This is a genomic window from Chryseobacterium sp. CBTAP 102, assembly GCF_003201365.1.
GTDB lineage: Bacteria > Bacteroidota > Bacteroidia > Flavobacteriales > Weeksellaceae > Chryseobacterium > Chryseobacterium candidae.
This window is the reverse complement of sequence record NZ_QICX01000005.1, coordinates 269,622-285,455: the sequence shown is the minus strand read 5'-3', so window position 1 is coordinate 285,455 and position 15,834 is coordinate 269,622. Positions and strand designations below refer to the sequence as shown.

The following is a 15,834-nucleotide window of genomic DNA, read 5'->3' as shown; positions in this document are numbered from 1 at the left end:
ATGACAACTACAGCAACAGCCACTAAACAATTCATGACTTCTGAACAGGTATTAAACGAATGGCAGGGACACAGAAATCTGACGAGAAGAGTCATTGAATCTTTTCCGGAAAAAGAGTTATTTGAATTTTCTGTAGGCGGAATGAGACCATTTGCAAAACTTGCAGTAGAACTGATCAGCATTGGCGGGCCTGCTTTAAAAGGAATTGTGGAAGGAAATGTGGAAGCTTACAGTGAAGAAGCTTTTAATCCGAAAACCAAGGAAGAAATTTTGAAAAAATGGGATGAAGAAACTGAAGTGATCAATCATTATTTCAATCAGATTTCTGAAGAGCGTTTTCAGGAAACCTTCAATTTATTCGGACAATATGAATTTCCGGTGTATCAGAACATTCTTTATTTTATAGACAACGAAGTTCACCACCGCGGACAAGGTTATGTTTATCTGAGAGCTTTGGGAATTGAACCTCCTTTCTTCTGGGAGAGATTCTAATAAAAGCAAAATGGTAAAATTGCAGAAAGGATAAACAAAACAGATATCTTTTTTTGCCACACAACCAATGTGTTTAGTTGCAATTTTGCCTTTTAATCAAACCATTTCATTTATTTGCCTCAATTAAGTCTTTTAAACCTCAACAGCTGTCTTGTTGGGGTTTTTATTGATGTCTTTCTGTCATTTTCAGAAGCAGTTCTTTTAATCTTGTACGAAGACTTTCCGGTTCAAGAACCGTTGCATAATCTGCAAAAGTAACAAGCCAGCGGGGAAATCCGTCATTGATCCATTCTGTTTCAAAAGTGAGTTCCATCCCATGTTCGGTTTCTACTTCTTCTATCAATCCGTAATATTTTTTAGAATTTACCAGATGAGACATTATTTTTTTATCTACTAAAAGTCTGGCTCTGACTTTATTTCCATTGGCTTTTTTACGGTAATCATTCACCTGCCCATATTCCTGCAGGAAAGGATTCTGTGTTTTTGAAATTTCCAGAATTCTGTCGATACGAAACTGTCTGAAATCTTTTCTCAAGGTACAGTATGCCATGATGTACCAAATATTAAATTCGAAAAACATCCCGACCGTTTCAATAGTTCTGTTGCTTACTCTCTCATCTACGGTCTTATATCTGATATTGAGCTGGGTTTTCTCCGCAATACTTTCCAGGATAATAGGAATTACGTTTTTCAGTGAATCTCCGGAATCCGTATGAAAACTGAAAACATCAATCTGCTTTTCAATATTTTTAATCAGATTTTTATCAGAATATTTCAGTACCGAACGTACTTTTTCCATAGCAGCCTGATAATGGCTCCCTAAGCTTTGGTGGGAAAATTTCTGCATCAGCTTTTCTGCGGTAATGAAACTTAACACTTCTTCTTTGGTAAACATAATCGGAGGAAGTTTATACCCTTCCATTAAAGAATAGCCGTTCCCTGCTTCGCCCACAATAGGAATCCCTGCATTTTCCAGAGTTTTTACATCACGGTAAATGGTTCTGATGCTAACATCGAATTTTTCAGCGAGATCCTGAGCCCGAACAACAGGTTTCGACTGTAATTGGGTAAGAATGGCAGTTACCCGATCGAGTTTTTTAAGATAGTGGTCGTTCATTATATCACAAAACTAAAAATTCTTTTCTGAAGTATAACTTATGAGGGACAGCTTTTTTATTTAAAGGTATTAACGAGTTTATCAAGATTCAGACTGCGGGCGGAGGCATCAAAAATCTCACGGTAAGTTCCTTCTTTATTATAGAGTTCATCATGAGTTCCATTTTCAACCACTCTTCCTTTTTTCATCACATAAATGATATCTGAATCCAGAATCTGTGAGAGTGAATGGGAAATGATAATCACCGTTCTTCCTTCTTTTATGGCATCCAGAGAGTTTTTGATCTGTTCTGTGGCAATGGCATCCAGACTGGCTGTAGGTTCATCCAGAAAGATGATTGGAGGATTTTTAAGGAAAAGTCTTGCAATGGCAATTCTCTGCTGCTGTCCTCCTGAAAGCTGAGTGGCATCATGCTGGTATTTTTCAGGAAGATCCATAATCTGATCATGCAGATAAGCTTTTTTTGCGGCCTCCTGAATTTCTTCAAAACTGGCATTCATATCGCCGTAACGGATATTATCTTCTATACTTCCCTGAAAGATATGATTTCTCTGAAGTACAAGCCCCAGATCACTTCTCAGAAAAGTATTATCAAATTCATTAAGGTTTACTCCGTCCAGAAGGATTTCTCCAGAATCCGGAAGATAAAATTTACATAAAAGATTGATCACCGTTGATTTTCCTGCACCGCTCAATCCTACCAAAGCTGTCGTCTTTCCGTTTTCAATTTTCATGGAAACATTATGTAAAGCTTTCGTACCATTGGGATAAGTGAAATCAACATTTTTCAATTCAAAAGTTCCTTTGATTTCTTTTTCTACAAAGCTTCCGTTGGATTCTGTTTCATGATCTGCATTCAGAATATCAAAGTACCCTTCGGCATAAATCATGGCATCATTCATATCATCATAAATTCTGTGAAGCTGACGGATAGGCGCTGAGACATTGTTAAAAAGCATAATATGAAGCATGATAGCACCGATAGTCATCTGCTGATCAAGCACCAGATAAACAGTTAAAAGGATAATCAAAACAACTCCAAATTGTTCAATGAACGTTTTTAAACCATCATAAATAAAATTGGTTCTCCTTGTGATCATCTGACTTTCCATCAGCTCCATCTGAAGGTGATATTGTTTTTTCCCTTCAAATTTTTCACGGACAAAGCTTTTAATAACCATAATAGAATTAATCAGGTTCAAGAGTCCTGATGTCTTCTTTTCTCTTTGATTTCTAAGCTGGCGTCTTACTCCGCCCAGTTTTTTGGCCTGCAGGGAGCTGATGTAGAAATAGATAGGAACAATAATCGTAGAAACCAGTCCCACATACACATTCTGCATATACATAATGATGAGGGCAATAATGGCATTGGAAAAAAGAGGAAGGATATCAATAAAAAAGTTCTGAACCAATCTGGTAAGACTTTCTATTCCACGATCGATTCTGATCTGTAATTTTCCGGATTCATGGTTTTCATCATTAAAATAAGCGACTCTGTAGGTTAAAATCTTATCAATGGCTGATTGCGCCAACACGGAGCTTACATTAATCCTGATTTTTTCGCCATAAAATTTCTGCCCGAAGTTGATGAAGATATTTAACAGTTCTTTCCCCAGTAAAATAATGGAAATGATAACGAGAATATGAATTCCCTCTGACATCGGATGTGGAAGATGCGTAAGTTTAGTGACTTCATCCACCGTGTATTTCAGAACAATCGGGTTCACCTGTGCTGCGAGAGCTCCCAGAAAAGTAAGAAACAAAGTTCCGTAAATCATGGGTCTGTAAGGTCTGATGAAGGGGACAAGCTGTTTATAGATTCCGAATAAGGTAACGGTTCTGTTAAAAGGTTTAGCCATAAAAATCATTTTAAATGAAAAACGTACCGCTTTCAAAAGAAAAAGGTACGAATTATTATTAAACCGATCATCTAGGATTTATTTAAAAATCTTTCATTGTGCCATCGTCATTTATGTATTTGAATTGATGGCATGGGTCAATAACCTTTCCCCCCATTTGTACAAAAGATCCCCACATTCCTGACCAATCTTCAAAATCATTTTCTACAGATGTATCCCAACGAACTACGGTTGAATTTTTATGAAACTTTACATTTACTATAATACCGTATTCATTATCCAAAAAAACCTTGGTTCCTACTTGAAAATCTTCATATTTATAAAGATGATCCATTTATCCTTCAAACAAATAAGTTGTAAGGTAATGAAGTTCTTTTCTGCTGGCTTCTTTAGATTCTGCTTCTGCCTGTTCTAAAGAGTATTGGGAATTAATTTCCTTTTTCTGCAAAACAAATGAGTTGTTGGCATTCTTATCCACTACCTCATTAAAAATATGCTCAATTTCAGAATTTGCTAAGGTAGCAAAGCTGATCTCTTCAAAGCCATGTAATAATCTAAGATCATCAAACTGACTGAAATTTTCATTGACAAATGCCTGCAGCTGTGCTTTGGAATCAAAGTTACCAGCCCAGATATTATAAGCGTATTTCTTCTTTTTAGGTTTATCTAAAATACTTTGATACACGAAGTTTTCACCCAGATAGGCTTCTCTTACCTGCGGATCGTTTGCAAGATCTTCCGGAAGTCCTTCTTTCAGGATCTTTCCTTCAAACATAATATAGGTTTTGTTCGTAATCGCCAGGGTTTGCTGTACGTTGTGGTCGGTAATCAGAATTCCGATATTTTTATCAACAAGACTTCTTACGATTTTCTGAATATCTTCTACAGCAATCGGGTCTACCCCTGCGAAAGGCTCATCCAGAAGAATGAAGTTCGGGCTTGTGGCAAGACAGCGTGCAATTTCTGTTCTACGTCTTTCTCCCCCGGAAAGAAGATCTCCTCTGTTTTTACGAACGTGCTGTAAAGAAAACTCTTCAATCAGTTCATCACATTTGATCTGCTGTTCACGTTTTGAAAGCTTGGTCAGCTGTAATACGCCCATAATATTTTCCTCTACAGACAGTTTTCTGAAAACCGAAGCTTCCTGAGCCAGATACCCGATTCCTTTTTGAGCACGTCTGTACATGGCATCGGTAGTAATCTCCTGCTTGTCCAGAAAAATTTTTCCTGAAGTAGGCTTAACCAACCCTACAATCATATAAAACGATGTGGTTTTTCCTGCTCCGTTCGGACCCAGCAAACCAACAATTTCTCCCTGTTGAACCTGTACAGAAACGCCTTTTACAACTTTTTTAGGACCGTATTCCTTGATTAAGTTTTCTCCTCGTAAAATCATAGGGCAAATATATCAAAAATATAAACTTCACTTATAGGTTAATATCAACTTGTTTAGGTTAAATGCAAACTTATTCATTTACAATCCATTGTAACTTTTCTTCAATTTCATCTACTTATAGTAAATATATCAAACAATTATAAATAGTAAGCAATGGAAAATTACGGGTATACAAAAACAGAAAATATGCAAAACCAGCAAAGCAATGTTCCTTACCGTTCAGAAAAGAAAATCCCTGCCGCTATATTGGGAATTCTTGTGGGATGGCTGGCTTTAAATAAATTTTATCTGGGTTATACAAAAGAGGGAATCATTCAATTGGTGCTGAATGTTGTTACTTTTGGTGCTGCCTCTGTTATTCCTTTTATCGAAGGTATTTTATATCTTTTTATGAGTGATAAACAATTCGATGATACGTATGTGTATGGAAAAAAAGGCTGGTTATAAGAATTATAAATATCATCATAAAAATTCCGGCTGCTCTTTTCAGAACAGCCGGAATTTTATTTTAATACACGCAATCTTATTTATTCAATAAAATAGCCGCTTCTTTTGCAAAATAAGTAAAGATCATATCTGCTCCTGCTCTTTTGAAACATGTCAAGCTTTCAAGGATCGTTTTATCATTATCCAGCCAGCCGTTTTGAGCAGCAGCTTTTACCATGGCATATTCTCCACTTACATTGTATACTGCGATGGGAAGATCAATAGCTTCACGTACTTTGGAAACGATATCCAGATAAGGAAGACCCGGTTTAATCATGATTACGTCTGCTCCTTCATCAATATCTTTAAATACTTCATTCATGGCTTCACGGGTGTTGTGAAAATCCATCTGATACGTTTTTTTATCTTTCGGAATTTCCATATCATCTTTCGGTGCGCTATCTAATGCACTTCTGAAAGGTCCATAGAAAGAACTTGCATATTTGGCAGCATAGCTAACAATTCCTACATCTGTAAATCCGCTTTCTTCCAATGCTTCACGGATAACCATTACTCTGCCATCCATCATATCACTTGGTGCTACAAGATCTGCTCCTGCTTCTGCATGCGATACTGACATTCTTGCCAGTGCTTCATTGGTAGCGTCATTTAAAACTTTTCCGTTTTCAATGATTCCGTCGTGTCCGTATATTGAATAAGGATCTAAGGCTACATCCGGCATTACAATCATTCCCGGAACGGCATCTTTAATTGCTTTGATGGTGTTCTGCATCAAGCCGTCTTTGTTCCAGGCTTCTTTTCCTGTATTGTCTTTCAGATGTTCTGACACTTTCATGTACAAATTGACAGCTTTCACTCCCAAAGAAAATAATTCCTTACATTCCTTCACTGTTAAATCTATACTCCGCCTAAAAATTCCCGGCATAGACGGGATTGCCTCCTGCTTGTTTTCGCCCTCCATTACGAAGATCGGCATTACAAAATCATCAGTTGTAAGCACATTTTCTCTTACCAGACTTCTGATAGATTCATTAACTCTAAGTCTTCTATTTCTTGAATGTATCATTTTTGGAATACTTTTTGAATAAGTTTCTACAAATTTAATATAAGTTCTACAATAAACTATTGTATGAAATTGTAGAATTTGTTACATTTGTTACATATATTCGAGAAATTATAAATTTGATGAAAAAACTTTTACTTTTATTTCTATTTGCAGGCACTTTTGTTGGGTTTTCCAACAATTTAAAAGCTCAGCTGAGAGAGCCGGCTTCCACCACTCAAAAGGCGGATGATGGTGTATTGCTTGCCTATCCAAATCCTGCAAAGGATTTCCTTATTATTAAGGCAAAAGATTCTTCTTTAAGAATCAAAACCGTGACTTTTTATTCAATTTTGGGTATGCAGGTCGCCAATTATACGGTGAATATGAACTCCGGAGAGATTAATATTGAAAAATTAAAGCCCGGAAAATATATGATCCGATATATTTTAAGTGACAACACGCAGAAAGTTACTCAAATCGTGAAACAATAAATTAAAATCCTGATAATCATCAGGATTTTTTCTTTTACATTAAATCTGTTTTAATATTTCCGTAACTTTCGGGACTTTTTCATACTAATAGTAAAAAAGAACAATTTAATGCTAAAAGCTGAACATATTAAAAAGACCTATAATGCCGGAAAAAAGGTCGCCCTGGATGATTTTAGCATCCATGTTCCAAAAGGCAGTATCTATGGCCTTTTAGGTCCCAACGGAGCCGGGAAAACTTCTTTCATCCGTATCATTAACCAAATTACTCAGGCAGATTCTGGAGAAATCCATATCAATGGTAAAAAACTGAACCCAGGCCATATTAAAGATATTGGCTATATGCCTGAAGAAAGAGGACTGTACAAAAACATGACTGTTGGTGACCAGATCCTCTATTTCGGAGAACTGAAGGGAATGAGCAAAAGTGATGCTTTGAACGAAGCTAAAAAATGGTTTGAAAAACTGAACATCGATCAATGGTGGAAGAAAAAGCTTTCCGAACTTTCTAAAGGAATGGCTCAAAAAATCCAGTTTGTAGTTACTGTTCTTCACAGGCCTCATTTATTGATTCTTGATGAACCTTTTTCAGGTTTTGATCCTGTAAATGCCAATTTAATCAAAGATCAGATCATCGACCTTAAAAATAACGGAACAACCATCATTCTTTCTACCCACAGAATGGAAAGTGTGGAAGAAATGTGTGATTATGTTGCTTTGATTAACAATTCAAAGAAAATTATTGACGGAAGGGTTTTTGATGTAAGGGAAAAATTCAAGAAAAATATTTTTGGGATTACGCTTTCTGAGGTAAACAGTGATCAGTTTGAAAATTTCAGAAACAAACATGAGATCTTCAACCTATCCAATGAAAATAATCTTGTTTCTTTTGACCTGAAAAATGAAGAGAGCCAGAATAAAGTTCTTCTGGATCTTGTACAGGTAGGTAAAGTAAGATCATTCGACGAAAGAATTCCCAGTATGAATGAAGTGTTTATTAATGCTGTAAGTAACCATTCTTAATTTTATGAATAATATTTTTTTAATTACCAAGAGAGAGTTTCTTACCCAGGTTAAGAAAAAGTCTTTCATCATATTAACCCTTCTTGCCCCTGTCTTGATTATTGCTTTCGGAGCAGTTGTAGGATTAATGTTTAAAGCGAATGAGTCACACAGTATCATAGAAGTGGTTGATAAGAGTGGATTGTTTACCAATCAGCTTAAATCTAATGATAAATTAAACTACGTTTTTGTTTCTGCAGCGGATGAAAAGTCCAAGATTAACAATTTAAAAGGAAATGAATCTCTGGACGGCATCCTGATTCTTCCTGAATTGAAAAATCAGAATTTTGATGGCCTTGAAAAGGAAACCAGACTGATTATCAACAGTAAGATAGGGTTTGATACCAAACAGCAAATTGTATCTGATATCAGCAATGTTGTCCGAAAAGAAAAAATAAAGCAACTGGGTATTCAGGAAACTCAATTAAATGATCTTGATAAAAACTTTACTTTAAAAACCATTAATGTTTCAGATAACAATAAAGAGGATTCTGATCTTGCTTTTGGAGTGAAATCCGGATTAAGTATGGTACTGATGTATGTTACTTTTATGTTCATCATTATTTATGGGGTAAGGGTAATGCGAAGTGTGCTTGAAGAGAAAAATAACCGTGTTGTAGAGATCATTATTTCGTCTGTAAAACCTTTTGAACTGATGATGGGTAAGATCCTGGGAGTAACCATGGTTGCATTGACCCAGTTTTTGATCTGGATTACCATGTCTGTTATAGGTGCATTGGTACTCAATACAGGCTTTTCTCCTCTTCAGAAGAATATTCCGGGTGGAAATGAAGAGATTGCAAGTAAACTGGATATGGGACAACTTGCGACTCAGATTTCACATAGTTTGCTGGAGTTGAACTTCCCACTAATCATCTTTGTATTCATCGTATTTTTCCTTTTAGGATATATTTTCTATAGTTCTATTTATGCAGCTATTGGTTCTGCAGTGGATAACGAAACTGAGACACAGCAGTTTACTTTATTTGCTATTTTACCATTAACATTAGGAATGTATGGGAGTTTTACATTGATGAACAATCCGGAAGGTCCTTTAGGTTTCTGGTTATCCATCATCCCGTTTACTTCACCGGTTGCCATGATTGCCAGAATTCCGTTCGGAGTTCCTGCATGGCAGATTGCATTGTCTATTACATTATTGCTGGCAACCACTATTTTTATGATCTTCCTTGCCGGAAAAATCTACCGTGTAGGGATTTTGATGTATGGGAATAAAGCTACGTTAAAAGAACTTTGGAAGTGGATTAAGGGGTAAGAAGTAAAAAGGCCAATTGATCAATACATTTATTCTATTAAGGTTTGTAATAAAAAAATCCCGGAAAAAATTGAATTTCCGGGATTTTTTATATTCTGAAATATTCTATTTGAATATATAGCTTAAAGTAAGTGCAATGACCTGTTCTGATTTTTTCTTATCAGTACCCTTAGTTTCTTTTTTAAGACCAGGGTAAGTATCACCAAGACCTAAGTCATATTTTACGGCTACTTCAAGTTGTCTTTTGTAGCTATATCCTACACCCAGTCCAAGTCCCCAGTTAAAGCTCTTCGCCTTACCATTAACGCCTGCCGGCTGGTTAGGATCAGTAACATCCGGATCATAATAAGGTCTGCTTACAGGAGCATCTTTAACGTTCTGGCTCAGCAAGAAGTTAAATCTAGGTCCTATTAATCCAAAGAATTCTGATTCTGCTTCAGAAAAATATCCTTTGAAGTAAAGAGGCACACTCAGGTAGTTATTAGCATATAAAGCGTCATAACCGCTTGCACCTTTAGCATCTTTATCTTTTCCTGTTTCTCCTGCACCATAGTACAGAACTTCAGGCTGGATAAAGAATTGATTTGCATTTCCTACGGGAATCAATGCCAATGCTCCAGCCTGGAAAGTGTATCTTGGGCCTGAAGGATTGTGAGCGTTCGATACTCTGGAGTAGTTTAAACCTCCTGTTACTCCAAATCTTGTACTTTTCCACTGCACTTGTGCGAATGATAAAGCAGAGAGCATTAAAGCAGAGGCTAATAAAAGTTTTTTCATATGTTGTGGGTTTTATATTATCCTAGAATCTTAGCTACTGTAGCACCAATATCAGCAGGAGAATCAACAACGTTGATACCGTTTTCTCTCATGATTTCCATTTTAGCCTGAGCTGTATCTTCAGCACCACCTACGATAGCACCTGCGTGTCCCATTGTTCTTCCTTTTGGAGCAGTTTGTCCAGCGATGAAACCTACAACCGGTTTAGTAGATCCGCTTGCTTTGTACCATCTTGCAGCTTCAGCTTCAAGACCTCCACCAATTTCACCGATCATTACAACAGCTTCAGTTTCAGGATCGTTGATAAATAGCTCTAAAGCTTCTCTTGTAGTTGTTCCAATGATTGGGTCACCACCGATACCGATTGCAGTAGAGATACCGTAACCTGCTCTTACTACCTGGTCAGCAGCTTCGTATGTAAGTGTTCCTGATTTTGAAACGATCCCTACTTTTCCTTTTTTGAACACGAAACCTGGCATAATACCAATTTTAGCTTCTTCAGAAGTAATGATTCCAGGGCAGTTTGGTCCGATTAATCTGCAGTCTCTGTCCGCGATATAAGATTTTACTTTTACCATATCAGCTACAGGAATACCTTCAGTAATACATACAATTACTTTGATTCCTGCTTCAGCAGCTTCCATGATAGCGTCTGCTGCGAATGCCGGTGGTACGAAAATGATACTTACGTTAGCTCCTGCTTTTTCAACCGCGTCAGCTACTGTATTAAATACCGGTTTTCCTAGGTGCTCGCTGCCTCCTTTTCCTGGAGTAACACCACCTACTACGTTTGTTCCGTATTCAATCATCTGACCAGCGTGGAAAGTTCCTTCGTTCCCTGTAAATCCTTGTACAATTACTTTAGAATCTTTGTTTACTAAAATTGACATTTTATTGTTGTTTTAATTTATTTATTATTTTATTAATGCTCACAAATTTACTTAAATTTCTTTGATTTTGGATAAAACCTTTGGAATTGTTTATTTGAGATTTCTCAGTTTTACTTCTTTTTTCAGATAAGTTTTAAAATCTTCTGCAAACATCCCGATATAGGTTCCTTTTTCAAGATCTCTGTTCACCCCTGTTTTTCCTAAAAGTACTGATCCTGACTCTATTTTGTTACCGGAAGCAATTCCTACCTGTCCCCATAATGTCACCTCATCTCCAATGATACAACATCCCGCAATTCCTACCTGAGAAGCAATCAGACATTTTTTCCCGATAACGGTATCATGTCCGATCTGAATCTGGTTATCCAAAACGGAACCTTCTCCAATGATGGTAGAGTCTGTAACGCCCCTGTCAATGGTACAGCCGTTACCGATCTCCACATTGTTTTCAATGATAACATTTCCCACAGAAATCAGACGATCAAAATTTCCATTTAATTTTCTGTAATAAAATGCATCACCTCCTAACACTGTATTGGACTGGATAATGACGTTATCACCAATTTCCGTACGGTCACCGATTACAACATTAGGGAAGATAAGGGTATTTTTCCCGATTTTCACATTATTTCCTATCACTGCTGAAGAGTGAATCTTTGTACCCTCTCCTATTTCCACGTCGTGAAGTTCTTCCGTGAAATTATAGATTCTGGTAAAATGGGTATTGATTTTATTAAAGTCTCTGAAAGGATCATCAGAAACCAAAAGTGCCTTGCCTTCCGGACAGTCTACTTCTTTATCAATTAAAATAATAGTGGCTGCAGAGTTTAATGCTTTGTCATAATATTTAGGGTGATTCACAAATACGATATCACCTGGTTTTACCATGTGAATTTCATTGGTGCCCAATACTTCAAAATCTTCCGGCCCTACAAATGCTGAGCCTATTAAATCTGCAATCGTTTTAAGCTTTTGCGGAGAATGGAATCTCATAACAATAGATTTTCTTATAAAACAAAATTCGGAGTGCTGATGCAAACCGAATTTATGTAAATTTTATTTATTCTTTTACTCTTTCTAAGTAGCTGCCGTCTTCAGTGCTTACTTTAATTCTGTCTCCCGGTTCAATGAACAAAGGAACCATTACTCTTGCTCCTGTTTCAACGATTGCGTTTTTAAGGGCATTGGTTGCCGTGTTTCCTTTTACACCCGGATCAGCTTCGATAACATCAAGGTATACTGATTGTGGAAGTTCAGCAGAAAGTGGAGTTTCATCAGCCTCTTTCAAAATGATGGTTACTTCTTCACCAGCTTTCATAAACTGAGAGTTCTCAATCATTTCTTTATTGATGTATAGCTGAGAAAAGTCATCATTGTTCATGAAGTGGAATCCGTTCTCATCATCATACAGATACTGGAATTTTCTGGTGATTACTTTTACTTCATCAATTTTGTGTCCTGCAGAGAAAGTATTATCAATTACTTTACCGTTAGTCACAGATTTTAATTTTGTTCTTACGAAAGCAGGTCCTTTTCCTGGTTTTACATGAAGAAACTCGATTACTTTAAAAATATCGTTGCTATACTCGATGCAAAGACCTTTTCTGATATCGTTACTTGTTGCCATTAATATATATTATCTTTTTTTACTTAAATTGTATTGGCTGGCAAGCAAACAGGCAGATTTGCAAATTTGCTTTTTAGCATTTCTCTTAATTACTCTCTTTACCGGTTCCGTACCCTTTTACGATACCTCTTGGTGAGTTTTGAATAAACTGTAAGATTTCATCTCTTTCAGCCGTTGGAAGCATTTCTTTTTCAATATGGGAAATAGCCTGGGAAACGTTCATCTTCATCTGGAAGATGGCTCTGTAGATTTTCTGGATTTCAAAGATCTTTTCATTCGTAAATCCTCTTCTTCTTAAACCCACAGAATTAATACCAGCATAAGACATAGGCTCTCTTGCTACTTTTACGTAAGGCGGAATATCTTTTCTTACCAGAGTACCTCCGGAAATCATGACATGTTTTCCGATTTTACCAAATTGGTGAACTGCTGACAGACCTCCCATTACGGTATAATCACCAATTTCCACATGTCCCGCAATACCACAACCGTTTACAATGATAACGTGATCTCCAATAACGCAATCATGGGCAATATGCGAAGTAGCCATAATAAGGCAGTTCGCTCCTATTTTAGTATATCCCAAAGCCTTTGTCCCCCTGTTTACGGTAACACACTCTCTGATTGTTGTGTCATCACCGATAATTACCTGGGTATCTTCACCATCAAATTTCAGATCCTGAGGAATTGCAGATATTACGGTACCGGGAAAAATCCTACAGTTTTTTCCTATTCTTGCGCCATCCATAATGGTTACATTAGGACCAATCCATGTTCCTTCTCCTATTTCTACATCCCCTGCAATGGTAGTGAAAGGTTCTACGATTACATTTTTGCTGATTTTCGCACGTTTATCAACGGCTGCTAATTGATGAATCATTTAATCAACTTTATTTTTTGCAACTTGAGCCATAAGCTCTGCTTCTACTGCTACTGCATCTCCTACATATCCATACCCCTGCATATGCACAATTCCTCTTCTGATAGGCTCTATCAATTCAATTTTGAATATAAGTGTATCTCCCGGAATTACTTTTCTCTTGAATTTCACCTTATCAATTTTGATGAAATAAGTAGAATAGTTTTCAGGATCCGGAACGCTTGCCAATACAAGAATTCCTCCTGTCTGTGCTAATGCTTCTACCTGAAGAACTCCAGGCATTACAGGTTCTTTAGGGAAGTGTCCCACGAAGAAAGGTTCGTTCATTGTTACATTTTTCAAACCTACAACGTGAGAGTCTGAAAGTTCAAGAACCTTATCAATCAATAAGAACGGAGGTCTGTGAGGCATAAGCTTCATAATTCCGTTGATATCGAATACTGGTTCTTTTGTCAGGTCAAAATCCGGAACGTTTTTCTTTTTCTGCAATTTCCACTGGCGGTTTAGTTTTTTCGCAAACTGGGTATTCACATAGTGTCCCGGTTTGTTGGCTATAACTTTACCTTTTATTTTTACTCCTGCCAGAGCAAGGTCACCAATTACATCCAGTAATTTGTGTCTTGCTGCTTCATTAGGATAGTTTAAATTAAGATTATCAAGAATACCGTTTGGTCTGATGGATACATTATCTTTTCCAAAGGCTTTCTTTAATTTTTCTGTTGTTTCAGGAGTAAGATCTTTATCTACATATACAATTGCATTGGAAATATCTCCACCTTTGATCAAACCATGATCTAAAAGCATTTCCAATTCATGCAGGAAGCTGAATGTTCTTGCTGATGAGATTTCGTCTTTAAATTCTGAAATATTTTTAAGAGTAGCATTCTGAGTACCTAATACTTTAGTCCCAAAATCTACCATAGTAGTAACTTCGTAAGTATCTGAAGGAATGATGGTGATTTCCGAACCTGTAGCCGGATCACTGTACGTAAGAACTTCTTTTACCACAAGATATTCTCTTGCAATGGTTTGTTCTGCTACTCCAACACTTTCGATTGCTTCCACAAAGTATTTTGAGGATCCATCCAAAATAGGAGGTTCAGAGGCATCCATTTCTAAAATTGCATTATCAATATCGCAGCCAACAAGGGCAGCCAAAAGATGTTCGCAAGTGGTAATTTTTACGCCTAATTTTTCTAATGTAGTTCCTCTTTCAGTTGCTACAACATAATTTACATCAGCTTCTACCTGAGGATGTCCCTCCAAGTCTGTTCTTACAAATACAAAACCTGTATTTTCTTTAGCAGGTTTAATGGTCAGTTTTACTTCTTTACCCGTATGAAGTCCAATTCCAGAAAGAGTTACCTCTTGCTGAAGTGTTTTTTGCATATCACTCATTAGTATTATCTTTTGAGTTATTCTCAAGATTATTTATTCTGTTTACTATTCCAGGTAAGTTCCTGAAATGAACATAACTCCTTAAATAGTCATTGTAACTGATTGCGGGTGAACCATACAATGTTTCTCTGTCATTAACACTGGAATTCACGCCACTCTGAGCCTGAATTTTCACCTGATTTCCTATTTTGATATGTCCTACAACGCCTACCTGGCCACCAATCTGGTTCCAGTCACCGATAGTTGTAGAACCAGCAATTCCTGCTTGTGCAGCAATTACGTTGTTCTGACCAATTTTCACATTGTGGGCAATCTGAATCAAATTGTCAATTTTGGTTCCTTTTCCGATGACAGTAGAGCCAATGGTAGCTCTGTCAATACTGCAATTTGAACCAATTTCTACATCGTCTTCAATAATTACATTTCCAAGCTGTGGTATTTTTTTGAAGCCTTCAGCTGTTGGCTGGAAACCAAAACCATCACCTCCGATTACGGTATTGGAATGAATTACACAGTTATCTCCAACAATACAGTAGTCGTAAATTCTGGCACCACTGTCTATCTTACAGTTTTTACCAATTTTCACTCCTTTTCCTATATATACATGTGGATAGATCTGTGATCCTTCCCCTATCTTAGCTTTCTCGGAAACATAGGTAAATGCTCCGATATAGGCTTTATCACCTATAACCGCTGAGTCATGAATAGATGAACCATTCTCAATACCTTCTTTTCTTCCCTGCATTTCCTGATATAAATTCATCAGAATCTGAAAAGAAAGATAGGCATCCTTTACAACGATTAAGGTAGGGTTATAATGATTTTTCTCCAGAAGTTTTTCCGAAACGATGATAACAGAGCATTTTGAGCTGTCCAAAAAATGAGAAAACCGATCTTGTGCTATAAAAGAAAGATGTCCTGATTCCCCATTTTCAATTGGTGAAACTCCCGTAATAAGTGCGTTCTCGTCACCTATTATTTTTCCGTCAATAAAACTTGCAATTTGCGAAGCTGTAAATTCCATATTCTGCAAAGATAAGAAATTCTATAATTTGCAAACATGTTTTAGTTTCAGATCGT

16 protein-coding genes and 1 pseudogene are annotated in these 15,834 nt (G+C 36.8%); 5 read left to right on the top strand and 12 right to left on the bottom strand.

The window, feature by feature from the left end:
- A complete protein-coding gene (locus tag C8D70_RS09645) occupies nt 1-492 on the top strand; it encodes a DinB family protein (protein WP_076596563.1) in 492 nt (163 codons plus the stop codon).
- A gap of 163 nt (nt 493-655) precedes the next feature.
- Here C8D70_RS09645 and C8D70_RS09640 read toward each other — a convergent pair whose 3' ends face one another.
- The 4 genes and pseudogenes from C8D70_RS09640 to lptB all read right to left on the bottom strand — a co-directional run.
- Nucleotides 656-1,609, bottom strand: a complete 954-nt coding sequence (locus C8D70_RS09640; protein WP_076596564.1) for a helix-turn-helix transcriptional regulator — start codon at nt 1,607-1,609, stop codon at nt 656-658.
- A gap of 56 nt (nt 1,610-1,665) precedes the next feature.
- Nucleotides 1,666-3,387 carry an ABC transporter ATP-binding protein gene (locus C8D70_RS09635; RefSeq protein WP_110367183.1) on the bottom strand — a complete coding sequence of 574 codons (1,722 nt, stop codon included), beginning with the start codon at nt 3,385-3,387 and terminating at the stop codon, nt 1,666-1,668.
- 163 nt (nt 3,388-3,550) lie between these two features.
- A complete protein-coding gene (locus C8D70_RS09630) occupies nt 3,551-3,802 on the bottom strand; it encodes a hypothetical protein (RefSeq protein ID WP_076596565.1) in 252 nt (83 codons plus the stop codon).
- A 336-nt stretch (nt 3,803-4,138) separates the two neighbouring features.
- A pseudogene (gene lptB, locus C8D70_RS09625) lies at nt 4,139-4,864 on the bottom strand (LPS export ABC transporter ATP-binding protein); the annotation flags it as partial.
- Between the two features lie 186 nt (nt 4,865-5,050).
- On the opposite strand from lptB, the gene C8D70_RS09620 reads away from it, so the two are divergent.
- A complete protein-coding gene (locus tag C8D70_RS09620; protein ID WP_110367182.1) occupies nt 5,051-5,311 on the top strand; it encodes a TM2 domain-containing protein in 261 nt (86 codons plus the stop codon).
- Between the two features lie 76 nt (nt 5,312-5,387).
- On the opposite strand, the gene hemB is transcribed toward C8D70_RS09620, so the two are convergent.
- Nucleotides 5,388-6,377, bottom strand: coding sequence for a porphobilinogen synthase (gene hemB, locus C8D70_RS09615; RefSeq protein ID WP_076596568.1), 990 nt, complete (start codon nt 6,375-6,377; stop codon nt 5,388-5,390).
- Nucleotides 6,378-6,496: 119 nt separating this feature from the next.
- Between hemB and C8D70_RS09610 the strand changes: the two genes are divergently transcribed.
- The 3 genes from C8D70_RS09610 to C8D70_RS09600 all read left to right on the top strand — a co-directional run bounded on the left by C8D70_RS09610 (nt 6,497) and on the right by C8D70_RS09600 (nt 9,182).
- Nucleotides 6,497-6,847 (top strand): T9SS type A sorting domain-containing protein, encoded by a 351-nt coding sequence (locus C8D70_RS09610; RefSeq protein WP_076596569.1) that lies wholly within the window; start codon nt 6,497-6,499, stop codon nt 6,845-6,847.
- 108 nt (nt 6,848-6,955) lie between these two features.
- On the top strand, nt 6,956-7,867 hold the full coding sequence (locus C8D70_RS09605) for an ABC transporter ATP-binding protein (protein WP_076596570.1): 912 nt from the start codon (nt 6,956-6,958) through the stop codon (nt 7,865-7,867).
- Between the two features lie 4 nt (nt 7,868-7,871).
- Nucleotides 7,872-9,182, top strand: a complete 1,311-nt coding sequence (locus C8D70_RS09600) for an ABC transporter permease (RefSeq protein WP_076596571.1) — start codon at nt 7,872-7,874, stop codon at nt 9,180-9,182.
- A 105-nt stretch (nt 9,183-9,287) separates the two neighbouring features.
- On the opposite strand, the gene C8D70_RS09595 is transcribed toward C8D70_RS09600, so the two are convergent.
- The 7 genes from C8D70_RS09595 to lpxD form a co-directional block, all read right to left on the bottom strand.
- Nucleotides 9,288-9,959, bottom strand: coding sequence for a porin family protein (locus C8D70_RS09595; RefSeq protein ID WP_076596572.1), 672 nt, complete (start codon nt 9,957-9,959; stop codon nt 9,288-9,290).
- Nucleotides 9,960-9,976: 17 nt separating this feature from the next.
- On the bottom strand, nt 9,977-10,849 hold the full coding sequence (gene sucD, locus C8D70_RS09590; RefSeq protein ID WP_002977143.1) for a succinate--CoA ligase subunit alpha: 873 nt from the start codon (nt 10,847-10,849) through the stop codon (nt 9,977-9,979).
- A 90-nt stretch (nt 10,850-10,939) separates the two neighbouring features.
- On the bottom strand, nt 10,940-11,842 hold the full coding sequence (locus C8D70_RS09585) for an LpxD N-terminal domain-containing protein (RefSeq protein ID WP_076596573.1): 903 nt from the start codon (nt 11,840-11,842) through the stop codon (nt 10,940-10,942).
- A gap of 67 nt (nt 11,843-11,909) precedes the next feature.
- Entirely contained in the window at nt 11,910-12,476 is a 567-nt protein-coding gene (efp, locus tag C8D70_RS09580) for an elongation factor P (RefSeq protein ID WP_076596574.1), read from the bottom strand.
- An 85-nt stretch (nt 12,477-12,561) separates the two neighbouring features.
- On the bottom strand, nt 12,562-13,356 hold the full coding sequence (gene lpxA / locus C8D70_RS09575) for an acyl-ACP--UDP-N-acetylglucosamine O-acyltransferase (protein WP_076596575.1): 795 nt from the start codon (nt 13,354-13,356) through the stop codon (nt 12,562-12,564).
- Complete coding sequence (locus tag C8D70_RS09570; RefSeq protein ID WP_076596576.1) at nt 13,357-14,754, bottom strand: bifunctional UDP-3-O-[3-hydroxymyristoyl] N-acetylglucosamine deacetylase/3-hydroxyacyl-ACP dehydratase; 1,398 nt, start codon at nt 14,752-14,754, stop codon at nt 13,357-13,359.
- A complete protein-coding gene (gene lpxD, locus C8D70_RS09565) occupies nt 14,747-15,778 on the bottom strand; it encodes a UDP-3-O-(3-hydroxymyristoyl)glucosamine N-acyltransferase (RefSeq protein ID WP_076596577.1) in 1,032 nt (343 codons plus the stop codon). The genes C8D70_RS09570 and lpxD overlap by 8 nt, the downstream gene beginning before the upstream one ends.
- Nucleotides 15,779-15,834: the final 56 nt, after the last annotated feature.

What these genes read in the sequence shown, in the direction of transcription:
- C8D70_RS09645 (WP_076596563.1), top strand. Translation starts at nt 1, where the DNA reads ATGACAACTACAGCAACAGCCACTAAACAATTCATGACTTCTGAACAG.
- C8D70_RS09640 (WP_076596564.1), bottom strand. Translation starts at nt 1,609, where the DNA reads ATGAACGACCACTATCTTAAAAAACTCGATCGGGTAACTGCCATTCTT.
- C8D70_RS09635 (WP_110367183.1), bottom strand. Translation starts at nt 3,387, where the DNA reads ATGATTTACGGAACTTTGTTTCTTACTTTTCTGGGAGCTCTCGCAGCA.
- C8D70_RS09630 (WP_076596565.1), bottom strand. Translation starts at nt 3,802, where the DNA reads ATGGATCATCTTTATAAATATGAAGATTTTCAAGTAGGAACCAAGGTT.
- C8D70_RS09620 (WP_110367182.1), top strand. Translation starts at nt 5,051, where the DNA reads ATGCAAAACCAGCAAAGCAATGTTCCTTACCGTTCAGAAAAGAAAATC.
- hemB (WP_076596568.1), bottom strand. Translation starts at nt 6,377, where the DNA reads ATGATACATTCAAGAAATAGAAGACTTAGAGTTAATGAATCTATCAGA.
- C8D70_RS09610 (WP_076596569.1), top strand. Translation starts at nt 6,497, where the DNA reads ATGAAAAAACTTTTACTTTTATTTCTATTTGCAGGCACTTTTGTTGGG.
- C8D70_RS09605 (WP_076596570.1), top strand. Translation starts at nt 6,956, where the DNA reads ATGCTAAAAGCTGAACATATTAAAAAGACCTATAATGCCGGAAAAAAG.
- C8D70_RS09600 (WP_076596571.1), top strand. Translation starts at nt 7,872, where the DNA reads ATGAATAATATTTTTTTAATTACCAAGAGAGAGTTTCTTACCCAGGTT.
- C8D70_RS09595 (WP_076596572.1), bottom strand. Translation starts at nt 9,959, where the DNA reads ATGAAAAAACTTTTATTAGCCTCTGCTTTAATGCTCTCTGCTTTATCA.
- sucD (WP_002977143.1), bottom strand. Translation starts at nt 10,849, where the DNA reads ATGTCAATTTTAGTAAACAAAGATTCTAAAGTAATTGTACAAGGATTT.
- C8D70_RS09585 (WP_076596573.1), bottom strand. Translation starts at nt 11,842, where the DNA reads ATGAGATTCCATTCTCCGCAAAAGCTTAAAACGATTGCAGATTTAATA.
- efp (WP_076596574.1), bottom strand. Translation starts at nt 12,476, where the DNA reads ATGGCAACAAGTAACGATATCAGAAAAGGTCTTTGCATCGAGTATAGC.
- lpxA (WP_076596575.1), bottom strand. Translation starts at nt 13,356, where the DNA reads ATGATTCATCAATTAGCAGCCGTTGATAAACGTGCGAAAATCAGCAAA.
- C8D70_RS09570 (WP_076596576.1), bottom strand. Translation starts at nt 14,754, where the DNA reads ATGAGTGATATGCAAAAAACACTTCAGCAAGAGGTAACTCTTTCTGGA.
- lpxD (WP_076596577.1), bottom strand. Translation starts at nt 15,778, where the DNA reads ATGGAATTTACAGCTTCGCAAATTGCAAGTTTTATTGACGGAAAAATA.